Annotated in this window: 21 protein-coding genes; 5 read left to right on the top strand and 16 right to left on the bottom strand. The window is 65.2% G+C overall.

What is annotated here, in order from left to right:
• From AC6RA4_RS09270 to AC6RA4_RS09205, 14 genes are all read right to left on the bottom strand, one after another.
• Positions 1-620 (bottom strand): type I glutamate--ammonia ligase (locus AC6RA4_RS09270; protein WP_500159613.1); only part of this gene is annotated, 620 nt, incomplete at its 3' end.
• Positions 617-1,297 carry a type 1 glutamine amidotransferase gene (locus AC6RA4_RS09265; protein ID WP_500159611.1) on the bottom strand — a complete coding sequence of 227 codons (681 nt, stop codon included), beginning with the start codon at positions 1,295-1,297 and terminating at the stop codon, positions 617-619. The genes AC6RA4_RS09270 and AC6RA4_RS09265, both read right to left, overlap by 4 nt.
• Before the next feature lie 63 nt (positions 1,298-1,360).
• Positions 1,361-2,704, bottom strand: coding sequence for a glutamine synthetase family protein (locus tag AC6RA4_RS09260; protein ID WP_500159609.1), 1,344 nt, complete (start codon positions 2,702-2,704; stop codon positions 1,361-1,363).
• A 108-nt stretch (positions 2,705-2,812) separates the two neighbouring features.
• Positions 2,813-3,229 carry a hypothetical protein gene (locus AC6RA4_RS09255; protein ID WP_500159607.1) on the bottom strand — a complete coding sequence of 139 codons (417 nt, stop codon included), beginning with the start codon at positions 3,227-3,229 and terminating at the stop codon, positions 2,813-2,815.
• A 108-nt stretch (positions 3,230-3,337) separates the two neighbouring features.
• Positions 3,338-4,144: an ABC transporter permease gene (locus AC6RA4_RS09250; protein ID WP_500159605.1), complete on the bottom strand. Its 807-nt coding sequence runs from the start codon at positions 4,142-4,144 to the stop codon at positions 3,338-3,340.
• Positions 4,145-4,256: 112 nt separating this feature from the next.
• Complete coding sequence (locus tag AC6RA4_RS09245; RefSeq protein ID WP_500159603.1) at positions 4,257-5,138, bottom strand: ABC transporter permease; 882 nt, start codon at positions 5,136-5,138, stop codon at positions 4,257-4,259.
• 103 nt (positions 5,139-5,241) lie between these two features.
• Complete coding sequence (locus tag AC6RA4_RS09240; protein ID WP_500159601.1) at positions 5,242-5,964, bottom strand: transporter substrate-binding domain-containing protein; 723 nt, start codon at positions 5,962-5,964, stop codon at positions 5,242-5,244.
• 38 nt (positions 5,965-6,002) lie between these two features.
• Positions 6,003-6,779 carry an ABC transporter ATP-binding protein gene (locus AC6RA4_RS09235; protein WP_500159599.1) on the bottom strand — a complete coding sequence of 259 codons (777 nt, stop codon included), beginning with the start codon at positions 6,777-6,779 and terminating at the stop codon, positions 6,003-6,005.
• Between the two features lie 191 nt (positions 6,780-6,970).
• A complete protein-coding gene (locus tag AC6RA4_RS09230; protein ID WP_500159615.1) occupies positions 6,971-7,411 on the bottom strand; it encodes a tellurite resistance TerB family protein in 441 nt (146 codons plus the stop codon).
• Between the two features lie 67 nt (positions 7,412-7,478).
• Positions 7,479-7,922, bottom strand: a complete 444-nt coding sequence (locus AC6RA4_RS09225) for a tellurite resistance TerB family protein (RefSeq protein ID WP_500159597.1) — start codon at positions 7,920-7,922, stop codon at positions 7,479-7,481.
• 62 nt (positions 7,923-7,984) lie between these two features.
• On the bottom strand, positions 7,985-8,407 hold the full coding sequence (locus tag AC6RA4_RS09220) for a TerB family tellurite resistance protein (protein WP_500159595.1): 423 nt from the start codon (positions 8,405-8,407) through the stop codon (positions 7,985-7,987).
• 205 nt (positions 8,408-8,612) lie between these two features.
• Positions 8,613-9,299, bottom strand: coding sequence for a hypothetical protein (locus tag AC6RA4_RS09215; RefSeq protein WP_500159593.1), 687 nt, complete (start codon positions 9,297-9,299; stop codon positions 8,613-8,615).
• Between the two features lie 33 nt (positions 9,300-9,332).
• Positions 9,333-10,118, bottom strand: coding sequence for a 23S rRNA (adenine(2030)-N(6))-methyltransferase RlmJ (locus tag AC6RA4_RS09210; RefSeq protein WP_500159591.1), 786 nt, complete (start codon positions 10,116-10,118; stop codon positions 9,333-9,335).
• Between the two features lie 644 nt (positions 10,119-10,762).
• On the bottom strand, positions 10,763-11,662 hold the full coding sequence (locus AC6RA4_RS09205; RefSeq protein ID WP_500159589.1) for a hypothetical protein: 900 nt from the start codon (positions 11,660-11,662) through the stop codon (positions 10,763-10,765).
• Between the two features lie 594 nt (positions 11,663-12,256).
• Between AC6RA4_RS09205 and AC6RA4_RS09200 the strand changes: the two genes are divergently transcribed.
• Both AC6RA4_RS09200 and AC6RA4_RS09195 read left to right on the top strand, forming a co-directional pair.
• A complete protein-coding gene (locus AC6RA4_RS09200; protein WP_500159587.1) occupies positions 12,257-13,462 on the top strand; it encodes an FAD-dependent oxidoreductase in 1,206 nt (401 codons plus the stop codon).
• Between the two features lie 2 nt (positions 13,463-13,464).
• Positions 13,465-14,307 (top strand): glycosyltransferase family 2 protein, encoded by an 843-nt coding sequence (locus tag AC6RA4_RS09195; protein WP_500159585.1) that lies wholly within the window; start codon positions 13,465-13,467, stop codon positions 14,305-14,307.
• A 191-nt stretch (positions 14,308-14,498) separates the two neighbouring features.
• On the opposite strand, the gene AC6RA4_RS09190 is transcribed toward AC6RA4_RS09195, so the two are convergent.
• Positions 14,499-15,575, bottom strand: a complete 1,077-nt coding sequence (locus AC6RA4_RS09190; RefSeq protein ID WP_500159583.1) for a hypothetical protein — start codon at positions 15,573-15,575, stop codon at positions 14,499-14,501.
• A gap of 77 nt (positions 15,576-15,652) precedes the next feature.
• A complete protein-coding gene (locus AC6RA4_RS09185; protein WP_500159581.1) occupies positions 15,653-16,549 on the bottom strand; it encodes a LysR family transcriptional regulator in 897 nt (298 codons plus the stop codon).
• 162 nt (positions 16,550-16,711) lie between these two features.
• Here AC6RA4_RS09185 and AC6RA4_RS09180 point away from each other — a divergent pair, with 162 nt between their 5' ends.
• The 3 genes from AC6RA4_RS09180 to AC6RA4_RS09170 all read left to right on the top strand — a co-directional run bounded on the left by AC6RA4_RS09180 (position 16,712) and on the right by AC6RA4_RS09170 (position 19,003).
• A complete protein-coding gene (locus AC6RA4_RS09180; RefSeq protein ID WP_500159579.1) occupies positions 16,712-17,116 on the top strand; it encodes a DoxX family protein in 405 nt (134 codons plus the stop codon).
• 84 nt (positions 17,117-17,200) lie between these two features.
• Entirely contained in the window at positions 17,201-18,022 is an 822-nt protein-coding gene (ygiD, locus tag AC6RA4_RS09175) for a 4,5-DOPA-extradiol-dioxygenase (RefSeq protein WP_500159577.1), read from the top strand.
• Positions 18,023-18,043: 21 nt separating this feature from the next.
• A complete protein-coding gene (locus AC6RA4_RS09170) occupies positions 18,044-19,003 on the top strand; it encodes a glutathione S-transferase family protein (RefSeq protein WP_500159575.1) in 960 nt (319 codons plus the stop codon).
• The last annotated feature ends 122 nt before the right edge of the window (positions 19,004-19,125 follow it).

Genomic DNA, 19,125 nt, shown 5'->3' with positions numbered 1-19,125 from the left:
TCCTGGGTGATGCCGTCGATCTCGAAGCCCTGCGCCTCGGCGAAATCGTAGATGTCGTCGATCACCGGGCCGAACTCGTCGACCGCGGTCATCGAATAGGCCTGGCGCGCCGCGGCGGGGCGGCCCGAGCGGCCCATCATGGGCTGGATGTCCTTGGCCGGGTCGAGGTTGCGGGCGACGATGAAGAACTCCATCTCCGGCGCCACGATCGGCTCCCAGCCCTGCTCCTCGTAGAGCTTCACCACGCGCTTCAGCACGTTGCGCGGCGCATACTCGATCGGATCGCCGTGCCGGTCATAGGCATCGTGGATGATCTGCAGCGTCCAGTCCCCGGTCCAGGGCGCGGCGCTGGCCGTGCTCATGTCGGGCTTGAGGATCATGTCGCGCTCGATGAAGCCTTCCTCGCCGGCGGCCTCCCCCCATTCCCCGGTGATGGTCTGGAAGAAGATCGAGTCGGGCAGGTGGAAATAGGCCTGCCGGGCGAATTTCGATGCCGGCACCGCCTTGCCGCGGGCGATTCCCGGCAGGTCGGAGACGATGCACTCGACCTCGTCGAGTCTGCGGCCCTCGAGATAGGCGGCGGCGGCTTCGGGCAGGTTGGCGGTCCACTCGGTGCTCATAGCCGCTTCTCCTTGAAGAACCGCGCGAATTGCGCGCCGATATCGGCGCTGTCGAGCGCCATCTCGAGCTTGCCGGTCGCATCGTCGATCAGCTCTTCGGGCACCACGCCCGGGGCGCGGTGCTGCAGCAGGCTGTCGACGTAGTTGCGGCGGAACTCAGGATGCGGCTGCACCGTGTAGGCGTGGCCGGGATAGAGGATCGCGGCGTTGCGGCATTTCTCCGACCAGGCCACCACCTCGGCCCCGGGCGGCAGCTCGGTGACCTGATCCTGGTGCCAGGCGTTCACCAGCCGCGTGCTGTCGGGATACTTGTAGAGCGTCGGCCCGATGACCCAGCCCTTGTCGGATTTCTCGACCTTGCCGCCAAGCGCCTGCGCGATGATCTGGTGCCCGAAACAGACCCCGATCAGAGGCTTGCCGGCGGCGTGGATCGCCCGGATCAGCTCCTCGAGCGGGGCCATCCAGGGATGATCCTCGTAGGCGCCGTGGCGCGAGCCGGTGATCAGCCAGCCATCGGCATCCTCGGGGCCCTCGGGGAAATCCCCGTTGACCACCTTCCAAGTCTCGAAGGCGAAGCCGTGCCCGTCGAGCAGGGCGTGAAATTGCGTGTCGTAGTCCCCGACTTCCTCGAGGATCACGTCCGGGACGAGCCCGGGTTGCAGAATGCCGATTTTCATGAAGCACCGATGTCGTTTGTGGGCCGGAGGGTAGTCCTGCCGCCCGGGGGCGGCAAGAGGGGCTCAGACGGTGTCGAGATAGATTTCCACCTGCTCGGCGGGCGAGAGCTCGGACATGAAATGCAGCTCCTGGCGCTTGGTCAGCAGCAGGTTGCGGATCAGCCCCTCGGGCAGGATGCGCGGCATCACCGTGCTCGCCTCGAAGGCGTCCATCGCCTTTTCCCAGCTGCCCGGGATCAGTGGCAGATCCTGCGCATAGGCGTTGCCGGTGATCGGCGCGGGCGGCTCGGTGCCGTCCTCGATGCCGTTCAGCGCCGCGCCCAGAAGGGTGGCAAGCAGCAGGTAGGGGTTCACGTCGCCGCCCGCCACGCGATGCTCAATGCGCCGGCCCTTGGGGCTGCCGCCGGGGATGCGGATCGCCGAGGTGCGGTTCTCGTATGCCCAGGAGATGCCACAGGGCGCGTGGTTCTCGGGCACCAGCCGGTCATAGCTGTTGCCGTGGGGCGCGAAGATCAGCGTGCTGTCATGCATCGCTTCCATCAGCCCGCCCACCGCGTGGCGCATCTTGTCGGTGCCCTTGGGGCCGCCATCGTCGAAGATGTTGTTGCCGTCCTCGTCGAGCACCGAGAAGTGCACGTGCATGCCGGAGCCCGGGTAATCCTCGTAGGGTTTCGCCATGAACGAGGCGGCAAAGCCGTGGCGCCGCGCGAGCCCGCGAACCAGCATCTTGAAGAACCACGCATCGTCGGCGGCGCGCAGCGCGTCGGGCTGGTGCATGAGGTTGAGCTCGAACTGGCCAAGCCCGGCCTCCGAGATCGCCGTGTCGGCGGGGATGTCCATGTCCTCGCAGGCGTCGTAGAGATCGGTGAAGAAGATGTCGAAGGCGTCGAGCGCCCGGATCGACATCACCTCCGCCGCCTTGCGGCGCTTCTGCGAGCGCGGCGAGAGCGGCACCTGCAGCGACTTGCCGCTGTCGTCGATCAGGAAGAACTCGAGCTCGATCGCCACCACCGGGGTAAGGCCGAGCTTGCGGTAGCGCTTGAGCACCGCCGCGAGCGCGTGGCGCGGGTCGCCGTCGAAGGGCCGGCCATCCTCGCGATACATCCAGATCGGCAAGAGCGCGGTGGGCGCCTCGAGCCAGGGCATCGGCACAAAGCCGCGCTCGGTCGGATAGAGCACGCCGTCGCGGTCGCCGGTCTCGAAGACGAGGGGGCTTTCGTCGATATCCTCGCCCCAGATGTCGAGATTGAGCACCGAGAGCGGGAAGCGGGTGCCGTCCTCGACCACCTTGTCGGCGAAGCGCGCGGGCACACGCTTGCCGCGTGGTTGTCCGTTGAGGTCGCTTGCAGCCACACGGATGGTGCGGACCTGCGGGTTCTTGCGCAGCCAGCTTTTGGGGTCGTTCATGGGTCACCGTAGAATTTGATCAAATTCTGGATAACGTGCCGCGCGGGGGGCTGGCAAGGAAAATCCCGGCGCCGTGGCGTCGCGCGTGGTCAGGCGCCGGAAAGCTGCTCAGCGGATCGCCACCGGCAGCAGGAACCCCACGGTCTTGCCCGTGTCGGCGTCGTTGCCCATCAGGTAGACCCGGATGGTGTAATCGCCGCTTTCGGGCAGCACGATCTTTGCCTCGCGCCCCTCGGTCTGGCCGAGAAAGATGGCCTCGTAGGTGGCGCCGGGCGGCATGACGTTGAAATAGATCGTGCCGTCGCCATTGGTGCCATCCACCGCGATGCTGGCCTCGAGCGTCTGGCCCTTAGAGGCGCCGAGCAGGTAGTCGACATAGTCCTGCCCGGTGACGGTGCCGCTGATCGTGGCGCCGGAGCTCCCGGCCTCGAACTGCACCCGAGACTGCTCCTGCGCGGCCGACGGCTCGGCGCTGAACTCCGCGGCAAGCGCGATTGCGATGACGGTGGTGATGCGTGTCGGCATGGGTCCCTCCTCCGATACCGGATGCGGAGCGACGCGCGTTTGCGGGCGTCGCCCGCAGCCCCATCCTGCACCGGGGCGGCGGATCGACCAAGCCTTTTCGCCTGCGTCTCAGCGCAGCAGGTTGGGGCGGTATCTCACCTTCGAGCGCCGCGCCTGCGGCAGGTGCCGGTTGAGCCGCCGGTTGATCGCGCCGAACAGTGCGATGATCAGCAGCGTCAGCACGATGAAATAGCCGGCGAGGATCGGGTAGGCGACAAAGGGGTTGAAGGTCTTGTCGGCGAAGTAGTTGGCGTAATAGAGCGCGTCGCCGCGCTGCTGGAACGCCGGGAAGCCCGAGAAGAACACCAGCGTGGTGGCGTGAAACAGGAAGATCGCCTCGTTGGTATAGGCGGGCCAGGCGAGCCGAAGCATGGTCGGCCAGACGATGCGCCGGAAGCGCGGCCAGCCCGAGAAGCCGTAGGCGTCGGCCGCCTCGACGTCGCCCTTGGGCACCGACAGGAGCGCGCCGTAAAAGATCTCGCCGCTATAGGCGGCGGTGTTGAAGAACAGCACCACCAGCGCCCCGAGCCAGGCCGAGGTGAAGGGCGAGAACACCGGCGCCACCGATTTCAGGCTCAGGAACAGGAAATAGGCAAAGAAGAACTGGATGAAGAGCGGCGAGCCTCGGAACACGAAGATGAACCATTCTGAAAGCTTGCGCGGCAGCCAGCGGTTCGAGGCCTTGCCCACCGCCAGCGCGGTGGCAAGAAAGAACCCCGAGACCAGCGCCACGACCCCGAAATAGACGTTCCAGATCATCCCCGAGCCGATCAGCACCACCTGCTTGCAGACGGTGAAATCGTCCCGCGGCAACAGCCGCTCGCCGATCCCCAGCGAGCGCAGCCCGTAATCAGCCACCACGTCCCAGCAGCTCATGCCCGGCCCCCTTGCGACACGCTCCGCATCTTCTCTGGTTCAAAAATACCTCGGGGGAGTCCGCGCTTGCGCGGACGGGGGCAGCGCCCCCAAACTACGCTCGTCACCCGCATCACGCCGCCTTCCTCTGCGCTTCGCCGCCCACGGTCGCCTGGCCATGGGTCAGACGTGTCATCAGCTTCGCGAGCACGATCTCCGACACCCGCGTGAACAGCAGGTAGAAGATCAGCAGCCCGAGGAAGAACCACACCCGCCAGTCCGGATGGGGGTAGTCGGTGAAGCGCGCGGTCTTGGCGCCGCCGAGTTCGCGGGCCCAGTAGACGATGTCCTCGACGCCGAGCAGGAACAGCAGCGGCGTGGCCTTGATCAGCACCATCCACAGGTTCGACAGGCCGGGCAGCGCATAGACCCACATCTGCGGGATCAGGATCCGCCAGAAGGTCTGGCGGTGGCTCATGCCATAGGCCTCTGCGGTCTCGAGCTGGGCATGGGGCACTGCCCGCATGGCGCCGTAGAGCACGTTGGCGGCAAAGGCGCCGAACACGATCGAGAAGGTCAGCACCGCCAGCGAGAAGCCGTAGACCTCGTGCCAGATCTGCGGCGAGGTCGACAGCGGCAGCTTGGCGGCGGGGCAGACGATGAAATCCGAGCCCTGCCGGATCGGATCGGTCCAGTCGGGGCATTTCATCTTGTGTCGCAGGTACTCGAAGCCCTGGTCGAGCGCGATCACGAAGAACAGGAAGAACACGATGTCGGGCACGCCGCGCACCATGGCGATGTAGAGCTTGCCGAGCCAGCTCAGCGGCGCAAAGCGCGCGCGCGCCGCGGCGGCGCCGGCAAAGCCGAAGCCAAGCGCCACCGGCGCGGTGATCGCGAGCAGCAGCAGCACCGTCCCGAAGGAGGCGTAGAACAGCATCAGCTTGCCGGTGGTGAGGTAGCAGGCAAACCACGCCGGGGTCGACAGGACCGAGGGGTCTGTACAGAAGGAAAACATGCGTGTCCGGGTCAGGGGCGCCGGAACGGCGCGTCGCGGGGCGGGGGCTGGATGGGGGCGGAGACGCGGGCGGACCCGCGCCTCCGGTGTCAGATCGGTGCGATCAGTAGGTGTCGGTGCCTTCGCCGAACCACTTGATCAGCATCTCGTTGAGCGTGCCGTCTTCCTTCATCGAGGTGATGGCCGCGTCGAACTTGTCCTTCAGCTCGCCGTCGCTCTCGCGGATGCCCATGCCGGTGCCACGGCCGAGGGTGACGGTCTCGCCCACGAACATCAGCTCGCCGCTCGATTCCTCGACGATCGGCGCGAGGTAATCGGTGTCGAAGAACACCGCGTCGGCCTCGCCGCTACGCAGCGCCGAGATGATCTCGTCGGCGGTGGCGAACTCGAGCAGCGTCGCGCCGCTTTCCGAGATGTAGCCCGACTGCAGGGTCGAGGTCTGCGCCGCGACCACGCCGTCAAGCGGCGCGTCCTCGCTCAGCGCCACGTAGGACGAGGTCGCCGGCGGGATGTAGTCCTGGGTGAAATCGATCACCTCGTCGCGCTCGTCGTTGATCGACATGCCGGCGATGATGGTGTCGTAGTTGCCCGAGACGAGGTTGGGGATGATCGAATCCCACTCGTTGGTGACCCACTCGCAGGTCAGTTCGGCGCGGGCGCAGAGCTCGTCGCCCATCTCGCGCTCGAAGCCGTCGACCTCGCCGGCATCGTTGATGAAGTTGTACGGAGGGTAGGCGCCCTCGGTGCCCATGCGCACGACGTCCTGGGCCAGCGCCATCGAGGCGGTCATGGCCAGCGCGGCGGTGCCGAGAAGGATTTTCTTCATTTCATTGCTCCCTTGGTTGGTCTTTTGGACCCCGCCGCTCAGGCGTGGGTCGTGGATTTGAGGAACCCGCGCAGGCGCTCGGATTTCGGAGCACCGAACAGCGTTTCCGGCGGGCCCTGTTCCTCGATAAGGCCCTGATGCAGGAACACCACGTGATCGCTCACGTCATGGGCCATCTTCATGTCATGGGTCACGATGATCATCGTGCGTCCCTCGGCGGCGAGGTCCTTGATGACCTTGACCACCTCCTGTTCGAGTTCCGGGTCGAGCGCCGAGGTCGGCTCGTCGAAGAGCAGCGCCTCGGGCTCCATGCAGAGCGCGCGGGCGATGGCGGCGCGCTGCTGCTGGCCGCCCGAAAGCTGCGCCGGGTAGGCGTCGCACTTGTCGCCGATGCCGACCTTCTCGAGATAGCCGCGGGCGGCTTTCTCGACGGTGGCGCGGTCGCGCGCCAGCACGGTGACGGGGGCCTCCATAACGTTTTGCAGGATCGTCATGTGGGCCCAGAGATTGAACTGCTGGAACACCATCGACAGGTTGGTGCGGATGCGCAGCACCTGTTTGGGATCGGCGGGGCGGCGGTGATGACCCTCGCCCTTCCAGACCACCGGCTCGCCCTTGAACAGGATCTCGCCCTGCTGGCTGTCCTCGAGCAGGTTGCAGCAGCGCAGAAGCGTCGACTTGCCCGAGCCCGAGGAGCCGATCAGCGACACCACGTCGCCGCGATGGGCGGTGACGTCCACGCCCTTGAGGACCTCGAGGCTGCCATAGGCCTTGTGCAGGTTGCGGATCTCGATGACGGGCGTTGGATTTGGCAAGCCTGACCTCTGGCGGCGGTTTCGATCAGGGGGGAGGATGGGCGCAAACAGCGCCGGTTTGCAATGCGCAAAACGCGACCAACGGCGCGGTTTTCGCCGCGTCAATCGGCAAATGCCTCGTTTGGAGGCGCCGGTTTGCGCAGGAGATGGGCCGGCGAACGGGTATCAGGGTTGCGCGGCGGCGGCGCGGATCAGCTTCCGCGTTCGACCCGCTGCCGGGCGAGGGCGGAATCGCGGTCGTTGATGCCAAGCAGGTTCGAGACCAGCCGAAGCAGTGCGTCTTCCTCGGCCTCGCGCACGCCGTCGGCCAGCACCACCTGCCACAGCGCCTCGATCACGCCGATGCGGTGCTCGTAATCGACGGCGTCCTTGATGGCGCGGGTGAAGCGCACGGTGTCGGGGGCCTCGGCCTCGAGCGCCTCGCCCTGGCTGCGCAGCTTGGCGGCCTCGAAGGGCGATAGCCCGTAGCGCGCCGCGTTGATGCGGTCGATGCGCTGGCGCTCGCTCTCGTCATAGGTTTCGTCGGCGCGGGCGACGCGCACCAGAAGCGCGGTCAGCGCCAGCCGCGCATCAGCGTCGGGGAGGGATTGAGGGCCGGGCTCGACGAGCCGCTTGAGGAAATCTGCAAACATGGGCATGGATATAGCGCCGGTTTGCCGTTCGGGAAAGAGACGCTCTCGCCCGTGTGAGCAAGGGCCGTCAGGGGATGACTGCGGCGGCGCGGGCCTCCTCTGAATCGGCGCGCTCGAGCCCGAGGTGATCCTCGATCAGCTCGACCAGCGCGGTCTCGTCGGCGTCGCTGATGCCGTCGATCTCGGCCAGCTTCCACATCGCCTCGACCGCGGCGCGGCGGTGCTCGTAATCGACGCCGTCGCGGATGCGCGCCGCCATTTCCTCGATGCCGGGCATCTCGAAGGCCAGCCGCTCGCACTCGGCCCGCATCTTGGCGGCCTGCAGCGGCTTGAGGTTGTAGGCCTCGGCGAGGATGCGGTCGATCTGTTCGACCTCCTCGAAAAGATAGGTGTGATCGGCGATCGCAACCTTCACAAGCAGCGCGCCCATGGCATGGGCGGCGTCAAGCTCGTGCAGCGGCTTGGCTGGCGCTGCGCGGTGATGAAAGAACGATTTCAGTCGCTCGAACATGGGGGTCTCCTGCCTGTTGCGCCCATTGTGCCAGCGCGGCCCGGGCGGCGACAGGAGAATCGTCAGCCCGCCCGCATCGGCGCCGGGTTTGTTGCGGAATGAGCGCCGAGGAAGAGCCGCGAGAGCGTCTCGATGCGCGGATCCTGCGGCGGGCAGAGCGCGCGCAAAACCTCGTGCAGGCTGAGGGCAAAGCGCTGCCGGTCGGAGAGACCGACGGCGGTCTGCAGGATCTCGGCGAAGCTGGCGCAGTCGGGCGCCACCGCCTCGACCCGCTCGCAGGCCTCGCGCATCTCGGCGGCCTCGCGCGCGGTCAGGTCGTAGCACAGCGACAGCACCGCCTCGAACGTGGCGGGTTCGGCGAAGAGGCCGGCGTGATCCGTGCGCGACGCGCGCAGCAGCAGCGCCCCGAGCGCCAGCGGGGCGTCGCCGGGATCGAAGGGCGCCGCGAAGGGCGACGCGAGCCAGAATCTCAGGTTGCGTCCCAAGCTGGCCGCTCCCGATGATCCGGATGGGACGGTGCTGTCGGCAGGTGATGCATCGCGGTCCTCTCTCATGGCGCGCTGCCACAATCTGGGGCAGGAGGGGCCACACGGCAACGGTTGTGACGCGGCAGGGGCGCGCGCGACCGCTCCGGTTGAGCGAGTGCCTGCCGCAAGGGCACCGGCGTCTCTCCGGGCGAGAGCGCGCGTCTCATCCCCGCCGATCCGCCCGGAGAGGCGGCAGGCCGCCCATCAGTTCGTGGAACTCGAAGCGCAGGTTGTCGATTCCCAAGCCTTCGGGATCGGCGTTCTCGACGGTGAAGCCCGCGATGTCGGGCAGGGCGCCCCGGCGCAGCAGGGTGAGCGTGCCGGTGTCGCGGTCGACCTGCTTGCTGAGACTGTGGATCGGCGCGCCGGCGCGATCGAAGAAGACCAGTGTCACCGTCCCGCCCTCGCCGCCGCGGATATCGAGCGCCAGCGCCGGCTGGTCGCGGTCGAAGAGCACCGCGATGGCGCCTTCGCCCACCGCCCCGGCATCCGGGAAACCGCGCGGCCCGTGACCCTTTAGCACGTTGTCGCCCCAAAGACTGATGGTGCCGAGATTGCTGCCGTCCTCGCCCGCCAGCAGCGTCAGCGGCGGCAGCGGGCGCCCGACGAGGTGATCATGACCGGTCTCGGTCTCGAGCATCTGCCCAAGGAAGCGCTCGCCGAAGGTTGCGCCCTTGCCGTCAACCACCCCGGCCAGTGCCCGCCCTACGCCATAGCCAGAGGGCAGGCTCTGGAAGTCGATGATCCGAGTGAAATTGAGGCTGTCCGGCGGGACCTCGCAGATCGGGTCCTCGCAGGCCAGCGCCGGGGCGGCGCAGACAAGGCAGAAAAGGCGGGCAAGCCAGCGCATGGGGCGCAGGCTACACCCGTTCCGGTATTTCAGTCAGCGTTTTTTCGCGCCTTGGAAGAGCCGGTCGAGTCGTTTTGCCTCGTCTTGCATTCCCCAGGGCGGGTTGATCACGAACATGCCCGAGCCGACCATGCGGTGGCCCTCGCGGATCGGCGGGAAGCGCAGCTCGTGGCGCAGGGCCTCGGGGTGGTCGCGCTCGAGCGCCGCGAGCATGGGCGCGTGCAGGTTCGAGGTCAGGATCGGGTACCAGAGCGCGAGAATACCGACGTTCCATTTCTTCGCCACTTTGGAGAGGAATTTCGGGATGCGCTCGTAATCCTGCTTCACCTCGTAGGAAGGATCGACCAGCAGCACGCCGCGGCGCGGCTCCGGCGGGCAGAGGCTTTGGGCCAGTTCGAACCCATCCTGCTGGTGAACGCCCACGTTTGGCGCGCGCAGCGCGCTGCGCAGGGCGGCGTGCTCCTGCGGGTGCAGCTCTGCCAGGTGCAGCCGGTCTTGCTCGCGCAGCAGGGTGCGGGCGATGAGCGGCGAGCCGGGATAGGCGCTCGGCCCGTGCTCGGCGCGGATCTCGGCCAGCGCGCGGGCATAGGGGTGCGCCTTGGGCAGCGCCGCGGCCAGAGCGCCGATGCCCTGTTCCGCCTCGCCGGTCTTGATCGCCTCGGCGGCGGAGAGATCGTAGAGCCCGCGCCCGGCATGGGTCTCGATATAGCTGAGCGGCTTGTCCTTCTGGGTGAGGTAGTCAAGCATCCACGCCAGAAGCGCGTGCTTCTGCACGTCGGCGAGGTTTCCGGCGTGGTACAGGTGCTGGTAGGACAGCATTTTTGCCCCTTAACTTATTGATTTCGTACCGTTGCATTTTCGCTCTTCAAGAGCGTTTCAACGGTCCCGGTCTGGTTTCGTTGTGTCCATACGCGCTTTTTGCGTCCCTGTCGCCCGCGCTCTCTGCCGAGCTGCACCGGCATTGAGCCGGATCGTAGCGCAGCCGGCGTGGCCGACGAACCGCGCGAGCTGTCTCCGGTTCATTCCGCCATTTTCTCCGCCACCGCTAGAACGTGAGCGGCGATATCCCGATCTGCCGCACCGTCGCGGCCGCCGAGAGGCCCTTCGCAGCGCAGCGGTCGACCCGGCGGACTATGGAGAGCGTGTCTTTCGGAATTTTTCGCCGCACAGCAACTCCAGAGTTCACCTGTTCGGCGAAATCGTGCTCGATTCAAGGCATCGTGGGCGGACGGGGAGAGGGCTGCCGAGCTCGTAGTTTCCAGCCGACTTTAAGTCGCAAAGCGCTGCGCCTTGCGGAGCGCCAATCATATCCAGAGTGGCGTTCTTCGTCTTGAAGAACGGAAATGAATATTGTTTTATCGCAGTATTCAATTAGGTCTTTCGAAGGGCGTGCCCTGGGGATCACCCGGAAAACCCGGGTGAAGATATCGTCAGGCTCGGGTCAATCTCTATGCTGGAGGGAGTCAATCTTCTGAAAGCGCTGACCGGAGTTTTGAGATGGCGCTGGAAAATTCGAGTTCGTTATACCTTAGCGGTGGGTTCTCGATGAAGCGAAAATGATCAAAAGATTTATCATCAAGTTTGGGTGATCCGGGGCCAAATCGAGCAGCGCGTCTTTTGACGATGGAGCTGAATTCAAAGCCTTCGCGTTCAACAACTCGGTTTAGGACGTTAAAGAAATGTAGTCCCTTTTCTTTTCTCTCCTTGGAGAGGTTCCATTGGCGCACAATTTCTACGTATACATCAGGCAAGCGTCTGTTGACGCCTTGCGTCATGCATTCAGTGCCGCCCAATCCTAAATGGGATAGAACGGTTTTGGCCCAATGGCGGTTGAACATCACAACGGTCAGGCTGGCGGCATCAAGCATATGAACTGCATCAGAAATGCGGCTAATTATATCGCCCATAGAGGGCAGGGGGCGAGAGGTTCGGTCAAAGTCTTCGAAAAGAAGATTGTTCTCACTTTTGTTAATCAGCATCTGATTGTACTGAGATAAACGCATCGAGGTCCCGTTGCGGTAGCATAGTACAATTCTAAGATGAGCGCCGTAACTCTCGAGGAGGTCGCGTATCATGCCTGCGCCAGTTTTGGAAAGTTCGGAGAGCTGAGAAACCCCCCATTCGGACGATAGAACCAGCTTGTTGGCGCCAATCGCCCGGCAGTGATCCAGAGCGCCTCTCAGGTGCTCGAGGTCATTTTCAATATCGACGCTGAGGTTGTAATTCACGCCGCCGAGACCCTTGAAGGAAGGTGGGAAGTAGACGCCAGATTTTGTATTTGCATCGGCGGTCTCTTTGAAGAATCTCTGTATGGTCGATGAGCCAGTTTTTGGCGGCCCTACGTGAAAGTATATCTCAATCATTTTCTTCTTACGGTTTTTCTCAAGTGAGTGTTTCTGATGGCCAACTTGTCGTCACATGCGCCCGTTCGCAACGCTTTTCCGCCTGCGGTGCTCTTTGCGACGCCTCCGGATGGTTCAAAAATCGCTACGCAGCCCTCCGGCCTGAGGGTTTTCGGGCTCGGATGGGCGTCCACCGGAGCGAAGGTCGCGGAGGTCCGCGCTTGGCGTAGGAACGGAGATGGCGCGTCGGACATCGGCGACGACGTCCTGATCGACCGCGAAGGGATCGGGCGCCCGATCAAACGCACCGCCCCTATGCTCAGGGCCGCAAGATCAGCGGGCACAATGACTAGGCCGCCACGGCGTGCCCCGGCCACGACGTGCCGAAGCGGCCGGCTGGCGTCGCGGATGCAACCCGACGAGGAGCAGCACTGGTCACCGCGACGCTGACGGCTCTGAACTTGATCGGAAGCTCACTCTGTTGCCTGCGCTCTAACCGCTTGACCGGACAGCGAGATTGGGGGACGTTTCGCGCACGGAGGAACGATCCTCTGAGCGTTTTTTGAAGCCGCAGCATTGAAGCCTCCGCTTTTTCGGATGTGGCGGGAGAATTTGGTGTCGATATGCGTTATTGGCGGCGGACTTACGGGCTGTCTGATCGCCATGGAGCTTGCCGAGAGCGGCAAGTCGGTTGTTCTTTGCGAGAAGGCGGCGGATCTGATAACGCGCGCATCGCTTGCCAATGAAGGCAAGATCCACCTCGGCTTCGTCTATGCCGCGGATCAGACCTTTCGAACCGCAAAGCGCATGGTCGATGATGCGCTTGTCTTTCGGCCGGTCTTGGAACGCTGGATCTCATCGGCGGATTTCGCTGAAAGCGTGTACGACAGTTTCGATTATCTCGTTCCCAAGAACTCGATGCTCGATCTCGGGACGATCCGGAGACACTTCAAATCCGTTTCAGACTACTTGAAGGCGCGCACGCGATCAGAGGGGGTGAGCTATCTCGGACAGAGCGAGGCGCACGAGTTTCACGAAGCGGAAAGCGCGCGGCCAGAGATGCTCGGAGCGTTTCAGACCGCAGAACGCGGCGTCTGGCCAGGTTTGATCGCACGCCACCTGGCGAGAAGCGTGTTCGCGCATCCGTCCATTGAAGTGAGAACCGAGGCTTCCGTCGCAGCAGTGTCCCCAGCCGGCGGGCGCTGGTTTGTTGACATCGAAGGCGAGGAGAAAGCCTTGGGCCCGTTCGACACGGTCATAAATTGTGCGTGGGCAGCAAGGCGTGAGCTGGATGCAAGGGCGGGCTTCCACGACGGAGCGGAATGGTTTTACCGCTACAAATTCGCGGTCGTCCTCGATCATGCCTCTGACGTGCTTGCGGGCGGGCCTCCGAAGAACTCCACCGCGATATTGGGGAGTTACGGTGACAGCGTCTATCACGCAGGAGAGGACGCGCTGTATTGCAGCTGGTACCCGGTGGGCATGTGCTACAGCTCCTCCGATCTGAAGTCGGACGCTCGGCCAGATACAGGCGACGCCCGGGCGGCGATCGAAAACACTTGGCGCGGCTATGCCAATCTTGAACCCATCTACCATGATGTTGTTCGCAATGTTGACTGGCGGAGGGCACGGGTGGTTGGAGATTTTATCGCTGCGAGGGCGCGAACGGATATCGATGACCCCGCGAGCCTGCTTCATGAGCGGAAAGATCATGGTCCCATCGAGCTTGCCCCGGGCTACTGGAGCGTCGAGACCGCGAAGTACACCTCTGCGGCGCGTTGCGCGGATGAGTGCGCGAGGCGGATACTCGGGCGGGTCTGATCATGGCCGAGATCCTGCAACGCCGCCCTCTCGTGTCGATCTGTATTCCGGCATATCGGTCACAAGCATTCATTTCCGATGTCATGGATCATGCCCTTCGACAAACCGTCGAAGACACCGAAGTTGTCGTCTCGAACGATGGCGGGATCGAAACTCCAGATCTGGAGCGCTTCCGAGGCCATCCGAAGGTAAAGGTTCGCGATCAAAGGCAAAGGTTGGGATGGGTCAACAACACCAACGCTGCCTTGCAGCTGGCCCGGGGCAAATATTTCATGGTGCTGCCACATGATGACTGGATCCTCCCGAACTATCTCGAGGAGTGCCTGGAGGTCCTGGAGGCCGATAGCCGCGCCTTCTCTGTCTATAGTGATCTACAAATTCCGAGCGGTGTGCTGAAGGCCACCGAGGTGTGCGGCGGCTTATCCGAGCGCCTCAGCCATGTCATGAAGCATCTGTACAACGGATACTGCTACCGTGGGCTCATGCGTCGTATCCCGGAAGACTGGCCGCTTCTGAAGATGCGTGAGAACCGGCCGACGAACTTCTGCGTCGACTCGACCTGGACCTTGCAGCAAGCATTGTTCGGAGAGCTCCGGCGCGTCCCCAAAGCCCTTTACATAAAGACCCTTCATAATCGGAATACGCACTCGAAGTGGAGAGAACTTGATGCAGCGGTATTGCGAGACGCTTGGGCTCAGCACTGCAGAACCATGGGTGAAGTGATGCAAGCGCGGGTGCGTGACCACGGGTGGATTGAGCAATTGGTGCAACATCGGATGGATCCGCGTCGTCTTCGTGAGGGGCCGCCATACCTTCGTCGAGCATTCGAAGACGACCAATCCTGAGAAGGCAAACAGCGGCAGCTGTAGAGTGTCGCGTATCACGCGTCGCGGATTGGATGGACGTCGTCACGAGGACGGTGTCTCGGAAACGTGGCGGTTTCACGGTTCACGAACCGGTTTAGGCGCGTCCGATGAAATGTTCTGCCCTTAGCCCCTGATCTTTTCTCAGCATTACTGCCTCTGGAGGGCCAGCATCAGCGGCCTCCGAACATGGAACGGATGCGGGCCAGCGGGCCGGTTTCGGCCCGGGCCCGGCGGGCGATCTCGTCGAGCAGCGCCTGCTTGCGCGGGGCATCGACGGTGCAGATCTGCGCCACGTCGCGCAGCGCCGCGTGGCGCGCCTCGGCCTCGGCGCGCGGCATTGCGGGCGCGCCGATTTCGGGGAAGCGCAGACCGTGGGTCTCGGCCAACCAGTCGAGATCGGTGCAACGCGCCTCGATCACCTCGCGCAGCCCGGGCAGAAGCTGCGGCTTGCGCTGGCCCGGCACCGCGGCATCCGCGTGCCGCACCAGCCATTTGAAGCGCTGCGGGCGGCGGTCGTAATGGCGGTGCGGAGCGCGGATCTGGCCGCGGAAATACTGCTGCAGCACCTCCATCGCCTCCGGGCTCACGGTCTCGTTCTCGTCATCGGGGCCGCGGCGCAGGGCGGCGGGGTCGATCATCGGCAGGTCTCGGGCGATGAAATCGGTCACCACGTCGCCGCCCTCGAGCGCGTCGCGCGCAAAGCGCCGGACCTCGATCGGGCCGGGGCCGAACTGTCCCCAGGGCTCGAGCGTGTCGCGGAAGCGGCTGGCCGAGGGTAGCTCGAACTCGGGGCGCTTCTTGAGATCCTGCTGCGCGGCGGAGAGGAAATACGAGGCCGGCGCGCGCAGGTAGGCCATGACGCGGATGTCGTCGAAGAGCGGCGCGAGCGCGGCGTTCATGCGCGCGAAGGCCTCGGGCGGGTAGGGGCGGAACTGGTTCTCGCAGCTCAGGATGACCAGCGTCGGCTGCACAGCCGCGATGCGCGACTGCAGCCGATCCCAGAGCCGGGCGCCATCGTTGCGCGCCTTCTCCATCTCGCGCTCGGCATCCTGGTAGGCGGGCAGGTTCTGCTTCGGCAGATCGGTGAGGAAGGCGAAGATCTGCTGGTGGTTGGCGTGGCCGTCGGCCTCGGCCATCACGACGCCAGCCTGCTCGAGCGGCGCGCGGCTGACATCCAGCATGCGCTGGATCGCGGTCGAGCCGGTCTTGCCGTGGCCGATATGGATCAGGAGCTTCGGTTTGGTCATCTGGTTGGTCCCTCGTTGCCGCCTGTCTAGAGCATCGCCGCCGCCGACGCCATCGCCCCGCGCGTCGGGCCGGGGCCTCAGCCCAGACCGGAGCGGCGCGCGTCCTCCACCGCGAAATCGATCAGCGCGCGCACCTTGCGTGGCAGGGTGCGGCCCTCGAGCCAGACCGCGCTGATCGCGCGGGCGGGGCTGTCATAGGCCTCGAGCAGCGGCACCAGCCGACCGGTCTCGAGATCGTCGCCCAGCACGAAGGTGGGGCAGAAGGCGATGCCCTGACCGGCGACGGCGAGGTCGCGCGCCACCTGCGCGCTGTTGACCCGGAAGCGCGAGGGCACCCGCACGGAAATCTCCGCGCCGTCGCTGGTGAACACCCACTGCGCCGGATCGGCGCGGTTGGTGTCGGCGATGCAGGCATGGGCGGCAAGATCCGCCGGGCTTTCGGGCGTGCCGTGCTGCGCGAGGTAGTCCGGGCTCGCCACCACGCGGCTGCGCAACGCCCCGAGCCGGCGCCGCTTCAGCGCGGTGACGGCGCCCTCGCCGACGCGGAAGGCGAGGTCGATGCCGTCGCTTGCGAGATCGACATAGGCGTCAGTCAGGCGAAGATCGACCACAAGTGCCTCGTGTGGCGCGGCGAAGCGGGCCAGCATGCCCTGCACGTATTTCTCGCCGAAGGTGACGGGGGCGGAGATGCGCAGCGTGCCGGCGAAGCCGCGCCCGTCCTCGGTGACCTCGGCCAGCATCGCGTCGAGATCGTCGAGCAGGGCAGGGGCGCGCGCCAAGAGCGCCTCGCCCGAGGCGGTGACGCCGACCCGCCGGGTGGTGCGGCTCAGCAGCCGCACGCCCAGCCGCGCCTCGAGCTCGGCCACGTATTTTGAGGTCAGCCGGTTGGAGATCCCCATCCGGTCCGCCGCGGCGGTGAAGGAGCCGGTCTCGGCGGTGGCGGTGAAGGCGCGCAGCCCGTCGATCAGATCCATGAGATAATTCCGAACAAAACGTGGAAGGTCATTCCATATCATCGCCATTTCATTCCGTCGGTGCAAGGCGCATCTTCCGCTCATCGAAACGCAACAGACCGACGCCGGCGCGGCCCGCAGGAGACCCCCGGCCTCCCCGGCAAGAGACAAGGACCAGATCAAATGACCAATACAAACACAGTCGCTTACGGCGCGCTCCTCATGCGGGCCACCACGGGGGGCCTGTTCGTCGCTCACGGGCTCACCAAGCTCTTCGTCTTCACCCCCGCCGGCACCGCCGGCTTCTTCGAGAGCCTCGGCCTGCCGGGTTGGCTCGGCATTGCCACCATGCTGTTCGAGATCGTGGGCGGGCTCGCGCTGATCCTCGGGCTCGCGACGCGCCTCGTGGCGCTGGTCTCGGTGCCGGTGCTTCTTGGCGCCGCGATCACCGCCCACTGGGCCAACGGCTTTGGCTGGTCCAATGCCGGCGGCGGCTGGGAGTACCCGGTGATGTGGGCCGCGGTGATGGCGGCGCTCGCGCTGATCGGCGACGGCGCCCACGCGCTCTGGCCGCTCGGCCGGCGCTGAGCCGTCTCCGCTTTCAAGATCCGCCGCCGTGCCGCAGGATCGGCGCGGCGGTCTTTCCGACACTGCCTGCCAAGGAGACATGCCATGGGCATCTCGCAACAACTGCAAAAGCTGAAGGACGGCCTGAAAGCCTCCGACCGCATGCCGGTGGTCTTTCTCGGCCACGGCAGCCCGATGAACGCCATCGAGGACAACGCCTATTCCCGCAGCTGGGCCAAGCTCGGCCAGAACCTGCCCCGCCCGCAGGCCATCCTTGTGGTCTCGGCGCATTGGATGACCAAGGGCTCGACCCTGGTCAATGTCACCGCGCGGCCCGAGACCATCCACGATTTCTACGGCTTCCCGCAGGAGCTCTTCCGCGAGCAATACCCGGCGCCGGGCGCGCCGGAGGTGGCGGCCGAAGTGGTCTCGATCCTCGCCAGCCACCACGCCGAGGGCGACGACACCTGGGGGCTCGATCACGGCGCGTGGTCGGTGCTGAAATTCCTCTACCCCGAGGCCGACGTGCCGGTGTTCCAGCTTTCCATCGACATGAAGGCCGATCTCTCCGAGCACGTGGCCATCGGCCAGGCCCTGCGCGGGCTGCGCGACCGTGGCGTGCTGATCCTGGGCTCGGGCAACGTCGTGCACAACCTGCGCGCCCTGCGCTGGGGCGGCGGCGCGGCGCATGACTGGGCCGAGGAATTCGACAGCTTCTTCGCCGAGCGGCTCGAGCAGGGCGACCTGGGCGCGCTCACCGATCGCGCCGGCATGGGCCAGCTCTTCCGCATGGCGCATCCCAGCGTCGATCACTACCTGCCCTCGCTCACCGTGGCCGGGGCGGCGGATGCGCGCGACAGCCTGCTTTTCATGAACGATGCCATCGACCTCGGTTCGGTCTCGATGCGCAGCTTCATCTATTACTGACCTCCCGAAAGGAGACCCGACATGCTCGTGAACGGCAAATGGATCAAGGACTGGCAGCCGGTGCAGAAGGCCGACGGCAAGGGCCGCTTCGTGCGGCAGGTCTCGTCCTTCCGCAACTGGATCACCCCGGACGGCAGCGCCGGCCCCACCGGCGAGGGCGGCTTTGCCGCCGAGGCCGGGCGCTACCGGCTCTACGTGGCCTATATTTGTCCCTGGGCCTCGCGCACCCTGATGGCGCGCACGCTCAAGGGGCTTGAGGAGATCATCCCGGTCACCGTGGTGAACCCGAGCCTGACCGACCAGGGCTGGCGCTTTGGCGGCTATGACGGGGCCCACGAGGACCCGCTCTTCGAGGCCGAGTACATGCACCAGCTCTATACCCGCGCCGATCCCGGCTTCACCGGGCGCGCCACGGTGCCGGTGCTCTGGGACATGCAGCGCAACGTCATGGTCAACAACGAAAGCGCCGATATCCTGCGCATGTTCGACACCGCCTTCGAGGGGCTCGTGCCGTCCGATCTGCGGCTCTACCCGGACGATCTGGCCGAGCAGATCGACGCGCTCAACCCGCGGATCTACGACCTGCTCAACAACGGCGTCTACAAGGCCGGCTTCGCCTCCTCGCAGGCGGCCTATGACGAGGCGGTCGAGGGGGTCTTTGCGATGCTCGACGAGCTGGAGGCGCGGCTCGAGGGGCGGTATCTGTTCGGCGATCGGCTGACCGAGACTGACCTGCGGACCTTCGTGACGCTGATCCGGTTCGATGCCGCCTATCACGGGCTGTTCAAGACCAACCGCCGGCAGATCGCCGATTATCCCCGGCTTTCGGCCTACTTGGCTCGGATCCTGGATCTGCCCGGGGTGCAGGGCACGGTGAACATGGATCACATCACCCGCGGGTACTACTCGATCAAGGCGCTGAACCCGAACGGGATCCGCCCCGAGGGGCCGGCGCATGTGGCGGCATTGTTGCGAGGATGAGCCGGTTGGTTGGTTGGGGCGGGGCGCTTGGTGGTCGTGCTGCCTCTGGCCGGCGTGGGGCCGGGGGGGGGGGGGGGGGGGGGCCCCCCCCCCCCCCCCCAAAAAAGAAGAAAAAAAGAAAA

It is taken from the genome of Salipiger sp., from assembly GCF_059781815.1.
Note: the sequence above shows the minus strand (reverse complement) of the source record. Positions and strands in the feature narration are given on the sequence as shown.